The sequence below is a fragment of the Winogradskyella echinorum genome (genome assembly GCF_014297365.1).
GTDB lineage: Bacteria > Bacteroidota > Bacteroidia > Flavobacteriales > Flavobacteriaceae > Winogradskyella > Winogradskyella echinorum.
In genome coordinates, this window is the sequence record NZ_JACOQD010000006.1 from 98,650 (window position 1) to 118,772 (window position 20,123).

Below are 20,123 nucleotides of genomic sequence, written 5' to 3' on the forward strand. Positions count from 1 at the left end.
ATAGTTTAGTTTTATTTTCTATAAAATATTGCTTCAAATGTAGAACTATTTCCAACATTATCTGTTACAATTATTTTTAATTCGTTCTTGGTATCCTTAACGATATTATCGTTAAAATCGTGTACTAAAGTGTTAGTTTTATAATCGTACTCCATTAAAATCCATTTACCATTCACTGTAGCTCTGTATTTACTAATACCAGACATTTCATCTTCAATTTTTACTTTTAAATAACGGTATTTGCTTAACCATTTTTTATCTTGAAAGTTAATAGGTGTAATTGTTGGTGCAACAGTATCTATAGCTAAAGTATAGGTGCCAAATTCTTTACTGCCAGCGCTAAGAATATTACCTTTTCGTTTGGTTGAAACATAGTAAGGTTTTTTATAATTGCCGTATAATTTTGCAATAAATATTTTATCCTGATGCTCAGACTTGTAGTTACTTAAATCATAATTGATATAAAAATTCTTTTGCAGTGGAATGTTGTCTTTATGCAGATGTAAAGTATCCGAAGTAACTTTAAAATCAATAAAAGCATCTTCATATAAGGTATTGTCATAAAAGTTAACTTTTATGTTACCAGAACTTAAGGTTGTGGCTTTATCGCTGTAAACCAATGATTTGTTAGAAAAGTCTTCGTCTTCAATTTCCTTTTCTGCAGTTTCGTACTTCCCTTTAACAGGTATCGTTACCCAAGTTTCATTTTGTTTAAAATCTCGTATTCTAATCTTATAAACTGAAGACGTACTATCCTCAACTCTAACGTAGCCATTATCATCTGCATCTTTATAAAGACTTAAAGGGTTGTTTTTTTCAATAAATAACTTCTGAATTCTAGATTTTTTTGTCTTAAAATACTCGTAATCAATTAGTCTTTTTATATGCTTAGATTCAGAAAAACTAAAACGCTTAAAATCTATTTCTAGACTTTTATTGCCATTAAAAAAGGTTTGAATATTACTTACTCCATTATTATTTGGCGCTAAATCTTGCTTATCATAAGAAGTGACACCAAAACCAATATTGCCGTATGCTGAAATTTTTTCAACCTCATAATCACCAGTTTTCTGTGGAATTAAACGTAGTGCCACACGTTCGTTTTTACCATTAATTAATGCATTTTCATCCTTAGGATACGCATATACAGCAGACACAAAAGGGGCTTTGGTATCTTTTACATCCATACCAAATAGCATCGGATTCATAGGTCGTTCTTGGTTGTCTCTAATCTCAAAATGTAAATGTGGTCCACCAGAACCTCCTGTATTACCAGAATAAGCAATTACCTCATTAGGTTGAATAATAAGTTCTTCTGAATTTGGAAATACTTCAACCTCAAAACTTTCCTTATCGTACTGACATTGTTTTATGTAGTCTTCTAAACGTTTTGAAAACTTCTGTAAATGTCCATAAACCGTAGTATAACCATTTGGGTGTGTTATATATATCGCTTTTCCATACCCAAAATGAGAAATTTTTATTCGGCTAATATAACCTTCAGCCGAAGCATAAACCTTTAAACCTTCTCTTCGCTGTGTTTTTATATCTAAACCTCCGTGAAAATGCGCAGACCGTAACTCTGCAAATGTGCCAGAAAGCACCATGGTAATATCTAAAGGATTTCTAAAATAGTCTTGAGGATATTCTGATTGTGAATACATAGAGCACGACACAAGGAATAGGAGCAAAAATTTTTTCATACAATGGACAATTGTAGCTAAAATATTAATTTGATAGCGATATGCAAATGATAAAACAGTATTATTTTTGTAACGGTTTAATTCTTTTGATGTTATGCTCATTAAAAATAATTGTAAAAGAATTGTATTTTTTCATTAGGTATGTTAACTTTGTTTCAATAGTATTGAATTACTTTAATGAGTAAAATAGAAGACATTGTTGATGCTTTAGAAAATAAAATCAGTAAGATTTTACATAAGCAAGAGGTTTTAAATCAAACCAATGCTAAACTTTCTAAACAATTAGAGGAGCAGCAACAAAAGCTACTTGAACAGCAAGAGGAAATAGAATCTTGGGTAGAAAGGTATGATACACTCAAAATGGCAAATTCAATGCTTGGTAGTGACGAAAATAAACGAGAAACGAAGCTCAAAATAAATGCACTTATTAGAGATATTGACCATTGTATAGGGCAACTCTCAGAATAATGTTGTAAATTTAGATTAAATGCCAGAACAATTAAAAATTAAGCTTTCAATTGCAAATAGGGTTTATCCATTAACAATTAACCCAAGCCAAGAAGAAGGTTTACGTAAAGCCACAAAAAAAATTGAGGCCATGATTGGGCAATTTGAGCAGAATTATTCTGTAAGAGATAAGCAAGATGTATTAGCTATGTGTGCTTTGCAGTTTGCAGCTCAAGTAGAGCAAAAGTCAATAGATAAAGAGTATGTTAATGAAGAGGTCCAAGAGAAGTTAGAAGCTTTAAATGAACTTTTAAATCAGCATATTTAACTCGTACGTTCTTTAAAATATAAGGTTACTGCCTACATTAGTTACATTTTTTGATAAACTCAACGTTAATTCTTTAAAAAGGGTGAGTTGAAGTTGTAAAATCGTGCTGTTAGTGCCGAACTTGTTTCGGTATCTTAGACAGATTTTTGATCAGCTTGTTAGCCCTAAACTTGTTTTTAAGGAGTTTATACAAAACCGATAACTGATGTAGGCTTTTTTTTTAGTACAATTTTAATTTTAAATGAATTGTACATATCTCAATTTTAAATTGAGAACTTTTTGATTATAAGTCAAAACAACTAAAACTAAACAACAAACATGGACACTAACACAATTTTATACATTGTTGGGGGAGTAGTATTAGGACTAATACTAGGATATATTATAGCAAAATCATTAGCAAAAGGTAATGCGTCAAAACTAATATCTAATGCAGAAAATGAGTCTAATTCAATTTTGAAACAGGCTAAATTAGATGCTGAGTCTATAAAAAAGGATAAAATACTTCAAGCAAAAGAAAAATTTATAGAGTTAAAAGCAGAGCACGAAAAAGTCATTTTATCTCGCGATAAAAAAATGGCTGAAGCCGAAAAAAGAATTAGAGATAAAGAGTCTCAAATTTCTAATGAATTATCAAAATCAAAGAAAGCTAATCAATCTTTAGAATCTAAAATAAAAGACTACGAATTTAGACTTGAGTTTGTAGAAAAAAAGAAAGAAGAATTAGAAAAGGCACATAAAAGCCAAATAAAACAATTAGAAGTTATTTCTTCATTATCTGCTGAAGAAGCAAAGGAACAATTAGTAGCATCACTTAAAGAAGAGGCTAAAACCGATGCTATGGCCTTTATCCAAGATCATATTGAAGAAGCTAAATTAACGGCTCAACAAGAAGCTAAAAAAATTATAATAAATACAATTCAGCGTATCGGTACAGAAGAAGCTGTAGATAACTGTGTGTCTGTTTTTAATATAGAATCTGATGATGTTAAGGGTAGAATAATTGGTAGAGAAGGAAGAAATATTAGAGCAATAGAAGCTGCAACTGGAGTAGAAATTATTGTAGATGATACACCAGAAGCTATAATTTTATCTTGTTTCGATTCTGTGAGACGTGAGATTGCTCGTTTATCATTACATAAGTTAGTTACAGATGGAAGAATACATCCTGCACGAATTGAAGAAGTTGTAAGAAAGACACAAAAGCAAATTGAACAAGAAATCATAGAAGTTGGAAAACGTACCGTTATCGATTTAGGAATTCATGGATTGCACCCAGAATTAATTAAGATGGTTGGTCGTATGAAATATAGATCTTCATATGGGCAAAACTTATTACAACACTCTCGTGAAGTTGCAAAACTTTGTGGAGTAATGGCTGCAGAATTAGGATTAAATCCAAAATTAGCAAAACGCGCTGGTTTATTGCACGATATAGGTAAAGTGCCATCTTCTGAAACAGATGTAGAAACACCTCACGCTATATTAGGTATGCAATGGGCAGAAAAGCATGGTGAAAAACCAGAAGTTTGTAATGCCATAGGTGCTCACCACGATGAGATAGAAATGACTACCTTATTATCGCCAATCATTCAGGTTTGTGATGCTATTTCTGGTGCAAGACCTGGAGCAAGACGTCAAGTATTAGATTCTTATATACAACGTCTTAAAGATTTAGAAGATGTAGCATTTGGCTTTACTGGCGTAAAGAAAGCTTATGCGATACAAGCTGGTAGAGAACTACGTGTTATTGTAGAAAGTGAAAAAGTATCTGATGATAAAGCTGCTAGTTTATCGTTTGAGATTTCTCAGAAAATACAAACTGATATGACATATCCTGGACAGGTTAAAGTCACTGTAATTAGAGAAACTAGAGCAGTTAATATTGCAAAATAAATTACTAACTAACTCAAATATTTCTAAAAAGGTAATCGAGACATTGATTACCTTTTTTATTTTCTAGGATGGTACTTATTAAGTACATCACTTAAATGAGATCTATCTACATGCATGTAGATTTCGGTAGTAGTAATACTCTCATGACCAAGCATCATTTGTATAGCTCTAAGATCTGCACCATTTTCTAAAAGATGAGTAGCAAATGAATGTCTAAATGTATGTGGAGATACATTTTTATTTAAGCCAGCCTTCTCTACTAACTTTTTTATAATTGTAAAAATCATTGCACGTGTTAGCTTTTTACCTTTGTAGTTTAAAAATAAAATATCCTTAGAATTGGGTTGAGTATCTATATGATTTCTAATATCAATCCATATATTTATAAACTTCTGTGTTGATGGACCAATAGGAACAAAACGCTGTTTATCACCTTTACCAGTTACTTTAATAAAACCTTCGTCAAAAAATAAGTCTGAAATTTTTAGTTCTATAAGCTCACTAACTCTTAGGCCACAACTGTATAAGGTTTCTATAATTGCTCTATTACGTTCTCCGAGATTAACACCATTGTATTGGTAACTGAGGTCAATTGTATTTATTAAGTTGTCAATATCCTCAATAGATAAAACGTCTGGTAGTTTTCTTCCCAATCGAGGTGATTCAATTAAATCTAGAGGATTAGTTTTTCGATAATTTTCAAAAATTAAATAATCAAAAAAATTTCGAAGTCCAGAGATTAGTCTGGCTTGCGATCTCGCATTTATAGATTTAGAAACAGAATATATAAATTGTTTAACAATCTCATTGTCAATAGAAATAGGCGAAATATTTATTGTGTTTTCTTCAAGGTATTGAATGAGCTTTTTTATATCATAACAATAGTTTTCTATAGAATTGTTAGATAAACCACGTTCAATTTGTAGATAATGCTTGTAATCTAATATTGCTTGTTGCCATTTCATGCTTAAAAATAGGGATTTATAACGTTATTTTTGATGAAAATACTATGCAGTTCATCGTGTTTAGATATAAAATTGTTAATAAAAAATTTTGTAAATTATTGAAAATCAAATATTTAAAACAGATTGTTTGTAAAATTGTTAATAACTAGGTCTAGAAACTTTATTATTTCAAAAAAAAGGCTTTAGTTTGTAGTAATCAATTTTAAAACTTAATTAATTATGAAAAAATTATTTTTAGCTGCATTTGCAGTATTTGCTTTTGCAAGTGTAAATGCACAATCTTTTGGTGCTTTAGGAGGATTATCAATGTTAACAGCAAAAGCTGAAGCTGGTGGTTTTGATGCATCAGATTCTGAAACAGGTTTTCATTTAGGTGTTTTTGCTGAGTTAGAAGTTTCTGATCAGTTTGCTATTCAACCTGAATTAACTTACACTATCGCAGGTGACGTTTCTATAATTGGACTTAATGCTATTGCTAAGTACAATGTTTCTGAGGAATTTAATATTCAATTAGGTCCACAAATAGGATTTATTGGAGGTGATGTTGGAGACGCGATTGACGATTTTGATGATGACGGAACAAAATTAAATTTACAGTTAGCTATAGGTGCTGGATACAATATTAGTGAGGAACTTTTTGTACAAGCACGATATGGTTTTCAATTAAATGATCATTATACTGGTGATGAAGATGCGTCTTTTAAAATTTCTGGATTTAGTGCTGGTGTTGGATATAGATTCTAAACTATAGACATATATAATTTAAAAGAGGCAATTTTGCCTCTTTTTTTATTTATATAATATAGACTTTATAGTATAATATTTAACAACTTATTATGTAAATATTATGAGTTAAGATTTACATTTGATCTTATAATCAAATTAAAAATATAAACATGAAAAAAATATTCTTGTCAATCGCTGTAGCTTTTATAGCCTTTATTAACGTAAATGCTCAAGACGATAGTTCTATGGCAACTTCTGAGCCAAAATTTGGTATTAAGGCTGGTTACTCATCTACCATCTTAAGTGTTTCTGTGGATGGTACTTCTGCCTCAGAGGATGTGTCAGGCTTTTATATAGGAGCTTTCGGTGAATTTAGTTTGTCAGAAAAAATAAACTTACAACCAGAGTTACATTTTGGTAACTATAGTCAAGATGGTGAAAGCACTGGAGTTTTACTCGTACCAGTATTATTTAAATATAAAGCAAATGAAAAGTTTGGTTTATTGGCTGGTCCGCAATTAGATTACTTATTAAATGAAGAGGATTCTGAAGGATTAAAACGATTAGGATTAGGTATTGCTCTTGGTATGTCTTATGATATTGATGAAAATGTTTTTATTGACGCAAGATATGCATTTGGACTTTCAGATAGATTGGATGGCGATTTAGAAGATTTTGAAGATTTTAATGTAAAAGCTAAATTTAATTACTTTCAGATAGGTTTAGGATATAGATTCTAAATGATATTTTTATAACAGTTTGATAAAGAGGTGAATCACCTCTTTATCTGTTTAAATAACTTAATTTATCGATGAAATACTGTTAATTTTAACATAAAATAGAATTGTACTATAAATCTAAAACATACATTTGTCGACCAAATTAATTTAAAATATAAACTTAAAAATGAAAAAATTATTACTTATGGCTGCTGTAGCAGTCTTCGGATTTACAAATGTAAACGCACAAGATGACGATTCTAATGGCGGACAAACATCAAAAGGAAAATGGTTAATCGAGGCTAATACAGGTAATGCTATGTTAGGTACTACAGGTATTTATTTTGCTTCTAGCGATGGATCTTCAGAGTACAACATCGGTTTAGATGGAGGTTATTTTATTATGGATGACTTAGCAATTAAAGCTGGTTTAGGTTACGGTGGATTTAGCCCGGATGAAGGTGATGCAGCAAGCAGCTTTTCTTACCGTTTTGGTGCTAAGTATTATGTAAATAGTATGATTCCTGTAACAGTAGATTTAACTGGTGCTTCTGGTGAAGATGTTTATGGTGATGAAACACCATTATGGTTAGGTTTAGGTGCTGGTTATGCTTGGTTTGTTAGTAATAATATTTCAATTGAGCCAGGTTTAAGATACAACTTATCTTTAAATGAAGATTATACTGATGAAGGTGTATTACAATTCAATGTTGGTTTCGCTTTACATTTCTAGTATTGATTTTAAAATATTTATTAAAACCGAAGCAACTGCTTCGGTTTTTTTATGCTTAGAATTTATATATTTACCTTATGAAAAAACTTATCATCATCAATGGTCCTAACATAAATCTCTTAGGTAAACGAGAAACTAATATATACGGTAATTTAACGTTTACTGAGTTTTTTGAAACTGTGGTTAAAAAATACTCTAACGTTACTTTAGAACATTATCAGTCTAATATAGAAGGTGAACTCATAGATAAAATACAAGAGGTTGGTTATTCTTATGATGGTATAATATTAAACGCAGCAGCATATACACATACTTCTGTTGGTATTGGTGATGCGATAAAAGCTATTGAAACACCAGTTGTAGAAGTTCATATTTCAAATACGTTTTCAAGAGAAGAGTTTAGGCATCAATCTTACATTTCCCCTAATGCCAAAGGAGTAATTTTAGGTTTTGGTTTACAAAGCTATGAATTAGCTATTCAGAGTTTTCTATAAAAGCCTATCCTAACCTTCCCAGAGGGAAGGAATTCTCACTGTTACTTTTATATAGTCCTCTTTGTTTGAAAAAATTTGTTAAAGAGAATTTGTCATAAAAAATTAAGTCTTTTCACAAGAGATTAACGTTCTCTTTCATTTTGATTGTGATTTAGTTAGGATTAATTAACAACTTACCAGAGTAGGTTTGTGCTTATTAATTTCTAACAATCAATCAATTATGAGAAAATTATGCTTTACTACATTACTAATTTGTGCAATTTCTATTACAGCTGCACAAGATTCTTCTGATTTAAATAGTTCTATGTTCGATTTCGGAATTAGACATGGTTATAGTAATTGGGATATTTCCACTGATTATAGTGGTTATAATAATTTTCAACTTTATGCAGGCTTATTTGTTGAAACCAATTTTTCAGAACGACTCGGAATAAGGTTAGAAACAAATTATTCGCGACGAGGTTTAATAGAGGTGCCACTACTTTTGAAATATAAAATTTCAGATAAATTTGAATTTTACGGAGGAACAGAACTTATTTATTCCTTTGATAGTTATGATAACTATAATGCTAAAGATAAAGAATTTGGCGGTTCATTTATATTTGGGATGCAATACAATATTAATAAGCATTGGTTTATAGAAGTACGTTATAATCATGGTTTTACAGATCAGTTTTCAATTGGCCGCTATGGAGAATCTCCAATGTTTGGCAAAAAAAGAACCATAAGTTTTGGAGTTGGTTATAAATTCTAAACATAAAAAATGCGATTCATTTCTGAATCGCATTTTTTAATTTTCTTCTATCTTAAAGATGTATAACTTCATCATAGGCAGCAGCAACAGCTTCCATTACAGCTTCACTCATGGTTGGGTGAGGATGCACTGCTTTTAAAACTTCGTGTCCTGTAGTCTCTAATTTACGACCTAAAACTGCTTCAGCAATCATATCAGTTACACCAGCTCCAATCATATGGCAACCTAACCATTCTCCGTATTTAGCATCAAAAATTACTTTTACAAACCCTTCCTTATTTCCACCAGCACTTGCCTTACCAGAAGCAGAGAATGGAAATTTACCAATCTTTACATCTAAGCCTTGCGCTTTTGCTTGTTCTTCCGTTAAACCAACAGAGGCAATTTCTGGTGTACAATAAGTACAACCAGGAATATTACCATAATCTAAGGCTTCTACATGCTGACCTGCAATTTTTTCTACGCAAAGAATAGCTTCAGCTGAAGCAACATGTGCTAGTGCTTGTCCTGGAGTAACATCGCCAATCGCGTAGTAACCAGGAATATTTGTTTGATAGTAATCGTTTACTAGAATTTTGTCTCTATCTACAGCGATACCAACATTTTCTAGACCTATATTTTCAATATTAGATTTAATACCAACAGCAGAAAGTACAATATCTGCTTCTAATATTTCTTCACCTTTTTTAGTTTTTACAGTAGCCTTCACACCTTTACCAGAAGTGTCAACAGAAGTCACTTCAGCAGATGTCATTATTTTAATGCCGCTTTTCTTAAAGCTACGCTCTAATTGTTTAGAGACTTCGTTATCTTCTACAGGTACAATTTTATCTAAATATTCTACGATGGTAACTTCAGTGCCCATTGAGTTATAGAAATAAGCAAACTCTACACCGATAGCTCCAGAACCAACAACAATTAATTTTTTAGGTTGTTTGTCCAAGTTCATTGCTTGTCTATAACCAATTACTTTTTTACCATCTTGTGGTAAGCTTGGTAATTCTCTAGAGCGAGCACCAGTTGCTATTATAATATGATCCGCAGAATATTCTGTACCATCAACATCTACTTTCTTTCCGGTTTTAATAGTACCGTAACCTTCAATGACGTCGATTTTATTCTTTTTCATTAAAAATTTAACACCATTACTCATGCCGTCCGCAACACCACGACTACGCTTTACGACAGCATCAAAATCGTGTTCGGCATCTTTAACTTTTAGTCCGTAATCTTCAGCATGCTTAAGATATTCAAAAACTTGAGCAGACTTTAAAAGTGCTTTAGTAGGTATACAACCCCAATTTAGGCAAATACCTCCTAAACTTTCTTTTTCTATAATGGCTGTTTTAAAACCTAATTGCGAAGCTCTAATTGCTGCAACATATCCACCAGGACCACTTCCTAAAACTATAATATCGTATTTACTCATGCGTAAGTTTTTTAGTTGAATTTTGAAGCTACGAATTTACGAAATCGAATTTGAATATTAAATTTTAATTAAGCGATACTAAAGTCTTATTTGAAAAGTTATATTTTAGTATCTAAAACCAACTTGAATTATGAAAATCAACCCTCTTATTTTAATTCTTATTGTTTGCACATTTTTTTCGTGCAATAATGATTCAAATGAAAAAAATACTGGGTTAGACAAAACTGTTTTAAAAGGTTGTGTTATCGGAAGAGATAGTGATACACTATTGCTGGTTAAATCTATTGGTGACGCCAGAAGTGAAACAATTGCTAAAATACCAATTTATAATTGGGAATTTTATTATGAATTTAAAACAGATACAATTGAAGCGTATGATTTAATTTTTAAAGAAGAACATGATGATGGAGGTTGGATGCCAATGCGTTTTTTTTCTGAAAAAGATACTATTCGTATAACACTACACTCAATGGAAGAGTTTAGTGAAAATAAATTAATTGGTGGTAAATTAAATTTTGAGTATAGTTACTTTTTCAATAATATTTCGAAACCTTACCAAAAAAACCTTGATAAGGTTTATAAAATGTTTGATAGTATTTCTTACGATAAAATGAACTCAAGGGCGTATAATAGAGTTGTCAAAAAATTAAAGAGTAGTAATACACACGAGCAAAATGTTGTTATATATAAAGAGATGAACGACCTAAAAAAAAATAATTTACATAGAAGTGATTTAGGCAAGCAAATTGATTCTCTAGTTGATATTGCTCAAAATAAGTATTTGATAAGTAAATATAACTACATAAAGAAGAATCCAAGTATTGTATCATATTCTCTCTTAATAGATGATATAATGGGTTTAGAATACAATAAAGTTCCGAAAGAAAAAGTTATACTAGCTTTAAATGATTTAAAAAAAGTTTATCCTAATCATCCATATACTAAATTAGGTGAAAATTTATGGATTGGTTATACAGAATTGAAGTCTGGTGGCCAATATATTAATTTTTCTGCACCTGATATTAATGGCATATCTTACGAATTGAAACCAATAGTGGAGGCTAATGATATTGTACTTCTAGATTTATGGGCAACGTGGTGCGGACCTTGTATAGCGCGCTCTCGATTGATACGTCCTATATATGAAAAATATAAGGATAAAGGCTTTGAAATTTTAGGAGTTGCAGGTGAGCATAAAAATTTGGATGCTTACAGTGAATTTATGGCTAAAGAACAATGGCCATGGTTAAACCTTATTGAATTAGACAAAAAAAATAAAATTTGGGAAAAGTATAATGTTATGAATGGAGGAGGAGGAATGTTCCTTATTGATAAATCTGGAGAGATTCTAGCCGTAGATCCAAGTGCTGAAGAGGTAGAAGCAATATTAAAAGAAAAGTTAGAAACTAACACCTTAAAAGTCTAGTTAAAAGTCTAGTTAAAGGTCTTCCGTAAAATGTGTTCTACTTTTATCTTTTGAGAACTTATCATTGTTATAAGCTTTAGATTTTCCTTTTGCAATTGAAAGTGATTTCCAATCAGCACCTTTTACCAATTTACCTATAAATACAATTTGCCCTACATGATATGCATAGTGCATCATTTGCCTGTTAATAGCTTCTGTAACTGTATGGCCTTGGTTTCTTATGTAGATAATTTGTTCTAAATCTTCAACTTGGTTTAAAGCTTCAAAGAGACAATTCCATCCTTTGTTCCAATCATCAATTAGTTTTTGTTTAGAATTGAATGTATCTCTAAATTCTTCATCGCGATTTCGCCATTCTTTTTCACCATCTTCAGTTAAAAAGTTTGTCCAGCGACTGAGCATATTACCAACAAGGTGCTTTACTATTATAGAAATAGAGTTAGAATCTTTTACAAATTCTTTTTTTAATTCTTCTAAGGTAAGTTGATCAATTGTTTTATCACCAAGAGATTTATAGTATTGAAATTGTTTTATGCTACTATTAAGGTAAGAGTTTTTCATACTTTGAAATATGTCTCTGAGTGGTTAAGATTTTGTTTTGTTATAAGTCTTATGTTCTATGTTTTTCTTTTTTAATAAGGCATAGAATTTACGTGGAGAAATCTTTAAGTCTCTTGTAATCTCGCTGACTTTTTTCTTTCCTTTCTTATAGAGCTTTAAATTTTCGTTTACTTTTTTATTGAAGTAATGGTCTTTAAGTTTTTCTACAACTTGTAATTCGGTTAATTTAGATGATGCCACATAGTTATCTATTTCAGATTTAATAGTGTTCAAATTAGTTTTCATAAGGGTTAGAAATTTGTATTGTAAGGGTTAATAAAAAATGTACTAAGTAAAATTATGTGCTAATTACTTAAGTTATAAAAATAAATGAATCTAAATTAAAGGATTATGTTTACTCCTTACTTGGTACAAATTTTAAAGCTACACCGTTAATACAATGACGCTTACCAGTAGTTTCTTTTGGCCCATCATTGAATACATGCCCTAAGTGACCTCCGCAAGTAGCACAATGTTCTTCATCTCTACTGTATCCTAACTTGGTGTCTGTACCGTAAGCTACATTACCTTTAATTTCTCTATCAAAACTTGGCCAGCCTGTACCAGAATCAAATTTGTGTTCACTTTTAAATAAAGGTGTATCACATGCCGCACAATGGTAAACTCCTTTTTTGTAATTTTTATTCAATGGGCTAGAAAATGGTCGTTCAGTTCCTGCTTCCCTTAAAACATAGTATTGTTTTTCAGTTAGTTGTGCTTTCCATTCGGCTTCAGTTTTAGTAACTGTAAAAGTTTCTTTTTCTTTGGTTTCTGTTTTTTGAGCTGAGCTATTACAGCTAAGAAACAAACCAATTAAAGTTAATAATGCTATCTTTTTCATGTCTTAAATTTACGAAGTTTTATTTTTAAATTGGTCGTATTGGAGTTTTAATAATTACGAAATCGATTTCATTTTTATTTTGAGTAATATTCTTCTTATTATAATATGTCTTTGATTTTTTTATTGTTAAATTTAACAACAACAAGTAGGTAATGTCAATGAAAATTATACATATTAGTGCAGAATGTTATCCAATAGCAAAAGTAGGTGGTTTGGCTGATGTTGTAGGCGCATTGCCAAAGTACCAAAATGAGATAGGAGCTAATAGTTCTGTTATAATGCCATTTTATAACAATAAATTTACCCAAGCTCATAAATTTACTTCAATTTATCAGTCTAAAGTAAAATTGGGAAATGACGACATCGATTTTGAAATTTTAAAAATTAAAGGTTCTGTTTTAGAGTTTGATGTTTATTTTGTACACATAGAAGAATTACTTTACAGCGAAAATGTATATACAGAAAACGATATTAATCGATTTTTAGCCTTTCAAATTGCAGCATTAGATTGGATATTAACTTTAAAAGAGAAGCCAAATTATATTCATTCTCATGATCACCATACAGGTTTAATACCTTTTATGGCTCAAGAAAGTTATAAGTACGAATCTTTAAATAAAATTCCTGTTATTACCACAATACATAATGCGCAATACCAAGGTTGGATGCCTTATGATAATATCTATAAAATCCCAAGATTTAATATTGAAAAAGTTGGACTTTTACTTTGGGATGATATGATTAATCCATTGGCAGCAGCAATAAAATGTGCTTGGCGTGTTACAACCGTATCACCAAGTTATATGGAAGAATTAAAATATAATGCTAATGGTTTAGAGTCACTTTTGTCTCATGAAAGCTCTAAAGCTATAGGGATTTTAAACGGTATAGACTCTGAGGTCTGGAACCCGGAAACTGATAAATATATACTTAAAAATTATAGAAAATCTACGGTAGAATCTGGCAAAAAGGCTAATAAAAAATGGTTGTGCAATGAGTTTAATTTAGACGAAAGCAAACCATTGTTTGCATTTATTGGTCGATTAGTAGGTGAAAAAGGCGCAGAACTTTTACCTTATGCCTTAGATTATGCATTGAGTACTAAAGATATATCGGTGATTGTATTAGGTTCAGGACATGAACAAACTGAAAAAGAATTATCTGGATTAGTAGCCAGGCATTCTGGTAGTTATAATGCATTTATTGGCTATGACGAAAAACTATCGCATATTATTTATGCAGGTGCTGATTTTTTATTAATGCCATCTCGTGTAGAGCCTTGTGGCTTAAACCAAATGTATTCATTAAGATATGGAACAGTACCAATTGTAAGACGTATTGGTGGATTAAAAGATACAGTTATAGATATAGGAGATAATGGTTTTGGTATTTGCCATAATGAAGTATCAGTACAAGATATTGTTGTTGCAATTAGTAGAGCAAAAGACTTTTATAAAAAGCAAAAAGAATTTAAAGCAAATAGAAAGCATATAATGAGTATTGACCACTCTTGGAAAGTCTCAGCAAAAGCATATATAAATTTATATAATTTAATTACATAATCGATACTGAATTATACAGAAATGAACTAATATATTAACTAAACTAAACAAAGCTATGATAAACAATGAAGTATTGTCAATTATACTTGGTGGCGGCCAAGGTTCTCGTTTATATCCTCTAACTGCAGATAGATCAAAGCCAGCGGTACCAATTGCAGGTAAATATAGATTGGTAGATATACCAATTTCTAACTGTATCAATTCAGATATTAAAAGAATGTACGTTTTAACGCAGTTTAATTCGGCATCATTAAATAGACATATAAAAAACACCTATCATTTTAGTTTTTTTAGCTCTGCATTTGTGGATGTGCTAGCAGCAGAGCAAACCATTAAGAGTGATAAATGGTTTCAAGGAACGGCAGATGCTGTGAGGCAGAGTATGCATCATTTTCTTCAACATGAATTTGAATATGCTTTAATACTTTCTGGTGACCAGTTGTATCAAATGGATTACAACAAAATGATTGAAGCTCACATCGAAGCCAATGCAGATATTTCTGTAGGAACTTATCCTGTTAATGCTAAAGATGGTACGTCTTTCGGAATTTTAAAAACTGATGATGAAAATAGAATTACATCTTTTATAGAAAAACCATCAGCAGATGTTATTGTAGATTGGAAGTCTGAGGTTAGCGTTGAAATGAAACAACAAGGTAGAGAGTACCTAGGCTCTACAGGTATCTATATCTTTAATAAAGACTTACTTGTTGAATTGATGAATGATGAAAGCACGGTAGATTTTGGTAAAGAAATTATTCCTCAAAATATAGATAAGCTAAAGGTTATAAGCTATCCTTTTGAGGGTTACTGGACAGATATAGGTAATATAGATTCATTTTTTGAAGCTAACTTAGGCTTAACGGATGATATACCTCAATTCAATTTATTCGACTTAAATAATAGAGTTTATACCAATGCACGTATCTTACCAACATCAAAAGTTTCTGGTACAACATTAAACAAAGCTGTTATTGCAGAAGGGTGTATAATACAAGCAGCAACTATTGAAAAATCTGTTATTGGTATAAGATCTCGTATAGGTAAAGAAACTACAGTCATTAACACTTATATGATGGGTAGTGATACCTACGAATCTTTAGAGGATATTGAATCTAAAAAGATCGGTGTTTTAATGGGAATAGGAGAGCGTTGTTTCATTAAAAATACCATTTTAGATAAAAACTGTAGAATTGGGGATGATGTTAGAATTAATGGAGGCAAGCATCTAGAAGACACAGAAACCGATCAATATGTTATAAAAGATGGAATTGTAGTCGTAAAAAAGGATGCTGTAATTCCTCACGGAACGATTATATAAACACAAAGATTTATTAATCTCTGATTTTTTAAGATAATATTATTGGATGAGTTGCTGTAAAAGTTCTCGGACTTTTGCAGTATCTTGTATTTGATATTTTGCTTTTGTTTTAGTGAAGCCAACTTTTATGGTGTAAGCCCAATCTGGTGCTTCTTCAAACATATATTCGTCTGTCCAGTCATCGCCAAAAATGCTAACAAAATCATAATTGTCTTGGGTTAGGAGACGACTTACAACGCGTCCTTTATTAACATTACTGCTCTTTATTTCTATAACTTTATTGCCTTTAAGAATTGAGAGGCCATTGTTGGCAACCATACTTGTAAGTACTGTGTTTAGTTCTATGGTACGGATTTTAGCTAACTCTGGGTCGGCCTTTCTGTAATGCCAAGCTAAAGAATAGTTTTTCGTTTCTATAAATGTACCCGGTGTTCTGTCTACAAAAGTTTCCAAGATTGGTCTTATGCTTTGCATCCAATCTGTTTTTATGCGTTCTAAAGCATCCCACACTTTGTTTTTATACAACCAAACTCCGTGATCAGTTACTAAATTATAAGGTTTGTGCCCAAACCAACGCTGAAAAGTATCTTTATCACGTCCACTTATAAGTACCAAAGTTGTTTTCTCTTGTAGCTTATCCAATAGATTAAATAAAGCCTCATCTGGTTCAGCATCTTGTGGATTGTCCTTAAAACCTACAAGTGTTCCATCATAATCCAAAAGCAGCAGTCTTTTGTTTTTTTCTTTAAATGTTGAAATTAAATCCGCTTCATATTCCTCAGTGAGCTTTTTCGTTACATTTTCATTTTTAGAGTTTTTGGTATCTTCTAACGCCTTTAAAAACTCATCAGCCCATTTTTCAACATCATACCGTTTTAAACGCTTTTGCAAGAATTTTATTCTTGTTTGTTGTTCTTCCAAAGGCATTGTTAAGGCATGCTTTAGGCTAACGGCAAAATCTTCAAAACTATTTGGGTTTATTAAAAGCGCTTCGTTCATTTCTTTAGAAGCACCAGCCATTTCACTTAGTATTAAAACACCATTGCCTTTTGTTCTGGTCGCAACGTATTCTTTGGCCACTAAGTTCATACCATCTCGTATTGGTGTTATTAAGGCTACATCAGAGCAGGTGTATAATTCAATTAAATTATTAAATGGCATAGACCTGTAGAAATACCAAATAGGTGTCCAGCTAACTGTGGCAAACTTTCCGTTTATTCTACCAACAAGTTCGTCAGTTTCGCGTTTCAACTTTTGATATTGAGGAACGTTAGAACGGGACGGAACAGCAAGCATTACCAACCTCACTTTTTCCTTGTATTCTGGGTAATTGTCTAAAAAATACTCAAACGCTTTGATTCTGTTGGGAATTCCTTTTGTGTAGTCCATTCTATCAATAGATAAAATCAACTTTTTATCATCAGAGGTATGTTCTTCTAACCGTTTTCTTAAATCAGACTTTTCTTTCGAATCATTGTCGTGCTCTAGTGCGGCATTATAAAATTTGTCATAATCAATTCCCATTGGGAAAGAATCCACCTTAATTATTCTATCGTGATAACTGATTTCATTAAACTGAACTTCTAAGCGCATTATTCGCTTTACTGAGCTTAAAAAATGACGCTCGTAGTCGTATGTATGAAATCCTAACAAATCTGCACCTAGCATTCCTGTTAAAATTTCTTCACGCCAAGGAAACGTTCTAAAAATCTCGTAAGACGGAAAAGGTATATGTAAAAAGAACCCAATAGTAGTATTTGGTTTTTTGTTTTTTATGAGTTGCGGCAATAATAACAATTGATAATCATGAACCCAAACCGTATCGCCATCTTCTAAATTTTCAATAACAACTTCGGCAAATTTTTCATTTACGCGTTTATAAGCTTCCCATTCCTTTTGTTCAAAGTTTGTGTATTCCATAAAATAATGGAACAATGGCCATAACGCTCTATTACTAAAACCCTCATAATATTCCTCAATATCCTCATTGGTAAGTGGAACAGAAACACATTTTTCATTTCTAATTTTAGACTGTATTTGGTCGGAAAGCTCTGGATCTAAGTTATTTTCAGGAATTCCAGACCAACCAACCCAAATGCCGTTGCCCTCTGCGTGTACTGATTTCATGCCTGTTGCCAAACCGCCTACACTTGGTACAACATTAAAGGAATTATTCTGAATTGATACTTGAAGAGGTAGCCGATTAGAAACAATTATGGTTTTATTCATAGAAATTATTTGTGCTAGTTGAAAGGTTTTCGTTAATTTAAGGAAAATAAAAGGTTTTACATTTTAAAAAACAAAGATTTAATGAATAATTTAGACTATGGTGTTATTGGTAATTGTAGAAGTGCCGCTTTAGTTTCAAAAAATGGTTCAATGGATTGGTGCTGTCTACCTCAATTTGATTCGCCATCCGTCTTCGGAAAGCTATTAGATGAAAAAATAGGTGGTTCCTTTGGTTTTGAAGTAGATGATAGTTACCAAATACAACAGTATTACATTGAGAATACGGTTATTTTGGTTACAAGGTTCAGTAATGGATTAGATACGTTTGAGGTGAGGGACTTTATGCCACGATACTATAACAATAACGGATCTTATAATGCACCACCAGAATTTATTAGGTATATTAAATATATTTCTGGTAAACCAACGATTAAGGCTATATACAATCCAAGATTAGAATATGCCAAAGGGGAAACAAAAACCTATATAAAAAATGATTTTGTTGTAAGCTTAACAGATAATGAAGCCTATGACACCTTGTTTATGTACACTGATTTTGAAAAAGAAAAGGTCATAAAAGGCGAGGAATTAGAAATTAAATCAGATCATTTCTTTCTTGTAGGTTATCACGAAAAATTATTTGTTCCAACCTTAAAAATGGCATTTTTAGAGCACGAGCGTACCAAAGTGTACTGGCTTAATTGGTTAGAGCGCACAACATCCTATAAAAAATACAACAAGCAAATTGCAAGAAGCGCAATGACATTAAAGTTGCTTAGTTATGATAAAACAGGAGCCATTTTAGCTGCTATAACCACATCTTTACCAGAAACCATTGGAGAAGTAAGAAATTGGGATTACCGTTTTTGTTGGATTAGAGATGCATCAATGGTTATTAAGGTAATGTCCACTTTGGGACACAAAAACATTGCGAAGCGTTATCTAAAATTCATTATAGATTTAATTCCAGATAAAGATGAAAAACTTCAGATAATGTATGGTATCAATGGCGAGAAAAAGTTGACCGAAACATTCTTAGACCATTTGTCGGGTTACAAAGATTCTAGTCCTGTTAGGATAGGAAACGCTGCTTATATGCAAAAGCAAAATGATATTTATGGTATCCTTATGGATATGATACATCAATTATTACTGAACTTTAATAATGATATAGAAAATGGTGAAGCACTTTGGAATATTACCAAAGGAATCGTTTGGACGGTCGATAAACACTGGCAAGAACCAGATAAGGGTATTTGGGAGTTTAGATCAGAAGACCAACATTTTACATTCTCTAAGGTGTTATGTTGGACAGCCGTTGATAAAGCAATTAAAGTTGCAAAATTATTAGGTAAGACCTCGAAATTAGCACGCTGGCAATTGTTAGAAGAGACCATAAAGGCAGATATAATGGAAAACGCTTGGAGCGATACTGCGCAAGCCTTTACCCAAGCTTATGGAACTGATGATTTAGACGCTTCGGTTTTATTAATGGAATCTTACGGTTTTATAGATGCAAAGCATCCTAAGTTTGTAAGCACTGTAAAAGCTATCGGACGAGAGCTGTCTTATGAAGGCTTATTGTATCGTTATAAAAACCAAGATGATTTTGGTTTACCATCGTCATCATTCACAATTTGTACGTTTTGGTACATCAATAGTCTGTACAAAATAGGAGAGGAGAAAAAAGCCGTTGACCATTTTGAAAAATTATTGTCTTACAGTAATCATTTAGGTTTGTTTAGTGAAGATTTAGATTTTAAAACCAAGCGATTGTTGGGTAATTTCCCTCAGGCATATTCGCATTTGGCTTTAATTGAAACAGCAATAAATCTTTCTAAAACAACGAAAGATGAAAAAATAAAGGATGTATTGTTTTAAGAGATGAAAACTCATTACAGCAAAAATCGCAAGAAGGTAAATTATAACTACCTTGCATTAAATTTGGGA

The 20,123-nt window shown here is 31.7% G+C and carries 19 protein-coding genes and 1 other RNA gene; 13 read left to right on the plus strand and 7 right to left on the minus strand.

The features are described from left to right. Positions 1 to 11: 11 nt before the first annotated feature. Positions 12 to 1,703, minus strand: a complete 1,692-nt coding sequence (locus H8K90_RS15470; RefSeq protein ID WP_186846947.1) for a M23 family metallopeptidase — start codon at positions 1,701 to 1,703, stop codon at positions 12 to 14. Positions 1,704 to 1,880: 177 nt separating this feature from the next. On the opposite strand from H8K90_RS15470, the gene H8K90_RS15475 reads away from it, so the two are divergent. The 4 genes from H8K90_RS15475 to rny all read left to right on the plus strand — a co-directional run bounded on the left by H8K90_RS15475 (position 1,881) and on the right by rny (position 4,374). Continuing rightward, entirely contained in the window at positions 1,881 to 2,171 is a 291-nt protein-coding gene (locus H8K90_RS15475; RefSeq protein WP_186846898.1) for a hypothetical protein, read from the plus strand. Positions 2,172 to 2,190: 19 nt separating this feature from the next. Next, positions 2,191 to 2,478: a cell division protein ZapA gene (locus tag H8K90_RS15480; protein ID WP_186846899.1), complete on the plus strand. Its 288-nt coding sequence runs from the start codon at positions 2,191 to 2,193 to the stop codon at positions 2,476 to 2,478. A 57-nt stretch (positions 2,479 to 2,535) separates the two neighbouring features. After that, positions 2,536 to 2,665: non-coding RNA, 6S RNA (gene ssrS / locus H8K90_RS15485), on the plus strand. A 131-nt stretch (positions 2,666 to 2,796) separates the two neighbouring features. Continuing rightward, positions 2,797 to 4,374, plus strand: coding sequence for a ribonuclease Y (gene rny, locus H8K90_RS15490; protein ID WP_186846900.1), 1,578 nt, complete (start codon positions 2,797 to 2,799; stop codon positions 4,372 to 4,374). A gap of 56 nt (positions 4,375 to 4,430) precedes the next feature. Here rny and xerA read toward each other — a convergent pair whose 3' ends face one another. Next, on the minus strand, positions 4,431 to 5,339 hold the full coding sequence (gene xerA, locus H8K90_RS15495; protein ID WP_186846901.1) for a site-specific tyrosine recombinase/integron integrase: 909 nt from the start codon (positions 5,337 to 5,339) through the stop codon (positions 4,431 to 4,433). 219 nt (positions 5,340 to 5,558) lie between these two features. Between xerA and H8K90_RS15500 the strand changes: the two genes are divergently transcribed. From H8K90_RS15500 to H8K90_RS15520, 5 genes are all read left to right on the plus strand, one after another. After that, positions 5,559 to 6,083 (plus strand): outer membrane beta-barrel protein, encoded by a 525-nt coding sequence (locus H8K90_RS15500; RefSeq protein WP_186846902.1) that lies wholly within the window; start codon positions 5,559 to 5,561, stop codon positions 6,081 to 6,083. 152 nt (positions 6,084 to 6,235) lie between these two features. Further along, positions 6,236 to 6,805, plus strand: a complete 570-nt coding sequence (locus H8K90_RS15505) for a porin family protein (protein WP_186846903.1) — start codon at positions 6,236 to 6,238, stop codon at positions 6,803 to 6,805. 166 nt (positions 6,806 to 6,971) lie between these two features. Then, positions 6,972 to 7,517 carry a hypothetical protein gene (locus H8K90_RS15510; RefSeq protein ID WP_186846904.1) on the plus strand — a complete coding sequence of 182 codons (546 nt, stop codon included), beginning with the start codon at positions 6,972 to 6,974 and terminating at the stop codon, positions 7,515 to 7,517. A 77-nt stretch (positions 7,518 to 7,594) separates the two neighbouring features. Next, positions 7,595 to 8,011: a type II 3-dehydroquinate dehydratase gene (gene aroQ, locus H8K90_RS15515; protein ID WP_186846905.1), complete on the plus strand. Its 417-nt coding sequence runs from the start codon at positions 7,595 to 7,597 to the stop codon at positions 8,009 to 8,011. Positions 8,012 to 8,231: 220 nt separating this feature from the next. Continuing rightward, positions 8,232 to 8,765, plus strand: coding sequence for an outer membrane beta-barrel protein (locus tag H8K90_RS15520; protein WP_186846906.1), 534 nt, complete (start codon positions 8,232 to 8,234; stop codon positions 8,763 to 8,765). Positions 8,766 to 8,817: 52 nt separating this feature from the next. On the opposite strand, the gene lpdA is transcribed toward H8K90_RS15520, so the two are convergent. Further along, the gene (gene lpdA, locus H8K90_RS15525) at positions 8,818 to 10,194 is read right to left on the minus strand and encodes a dihydrolipoyl dehydrogenase (RefSeq protein ID WP_186846907.1); all 1,377 of its coding nucleotides are present in this window, start codon (positions 10,192 to 10,194) and stop codon (positions 8,818 to 8,820) included. Between the two features lie 130 nt (positions 10,195 to 10,324). Between lpdA and H8K90_RS15530 the strand changes: the two genes are divergently transcribed. Further along, positions 10,325 to 11,620, plus strand: coding sequence for a peroxiredoxin family protein (locus H8K90_RS15530; protein WP_186846908.1), 1,296 nt, complete (start codon positions 10,325 to 10,327; stop codon positions 11,618 to 11,620). A 12-nt stretch (positions 11,621 to 11,632) separates the two neighbouring features. Here H8K90_RS15530 and H8K90_RS15535 read toward each other — a convergent pair whose 3' ends face one another. The 3 genes from H8K90_RS15535 to msrB all read right to left on the minus strand — a co-directional run bounded on the left by H8K90_RS15535 (position 11,633) and on the right by msrB (position 13,061). After that, complete coding sequence (locus H8K90_RS15535) at positions 11,633 to 12,181, minus strand: DUF1572 family protein (RefSeq protein WP_186846909.1); 549 nt, start codon at positions 12,179 to 12,181, stop codon at positions 11,633 to 11,635. Positions 12,182 to 12,205: 24 nt separating this feature from the next. After that, positions 12,206 to 12,466, minus strand: coding sequence for a hypothetical protein (locus H8K90_RS15540; RefSeq protein WP_186846910.1), 261 nt, complete (start codon positions 12,464 to 12,466; stop codon positions 12,206 to 12,208). Between the two features lie 109 nt (positions 12,467 to 12,575). Then, entirely contained in the window at positions 12,576 to 13,061 is a 486-nt protein-coding gene (msrB, locus tag H8K90_RS15545; RefSeq protein ID WP_186846911.1) for a peptide-methionine (R)-S-oxide reductase MsrB, read from the minus strand. Between the two features lie 158 nt (positions 13,062 to 13,219). On the opposite strand from msrB, the gene H8K90_RS15550 reads away from it, so the two are divergent. Together H8K90_RS15550 and H8K90_RS15555 are read left to right on the plus strand one after the other, a co-directional pair. Then, on the plus strand, positions 13,220 to 14,623 hold the full coding sequence (locus tag H8K90_RS15550) for a glycogen synthase (RefSeq protein ID WP_186846912.1): 1,404 nt from the start codon (positions 13,220 to 13,222) through the stop codon (positions 14,621 to 14,623). A 55-nt stretch (positions 14,624 to 14,678) separates the two neighbouring features. Further along, the gene (locus H8K90_RS15555; RefSeq protein ID WP_186846913.1) at positions 14,679 to 15,944 is read left to right on the plus strand and encodes a glucose-1-phosphate adenylyltransferase; all 1,266 of its coding nucleotides are present in this window, start codon (positions 14,679 to 14,681) and stop codon (positions 15,942 to 15,944) included. Between the two features lie 39 nt (positions 15,945 to 15,983). Here H8K90_RS15555 and H8K90_RS15560 read toward each other — a convergent pair whose 3' ends face one another. Continuing rightward, the gene (locus H8K90_RS15560; protein ID WP_186846914.1) at positions 15,984 to 18,173 is read right to left on the minus strand and encodes a bifunctional alpha,alpha-trehalose-phosphate synthase (UDP-forming)/trehalose-phosphatase; all 2,190 of its coding nucleotides are present in this window, start codon (positions 18,171 to 18,173) and stop codon (positions 15,984 to 15,986) included. A gap of 81 nt (positions 18,174 to 18,254) precedes the next feature. On the opposite strand from H8K90_RS15560, the gene H8K90_RS15565 reads away from it, so the two are divergent. Next, positions 18,255 to 20,054, plus strand: a complete 1,800-nt coding sequence (locus tag H8K90_RS15565; protein WP_186846915.1) for a glycoside hydrolase family 15 protein — start codon at positions 18,255 to 18,257, stop codon at positions 20,052 to 20,054. The last annotated feature ends 69 nt before the right edge of the window (positions 20,055 to 20,123 follow it).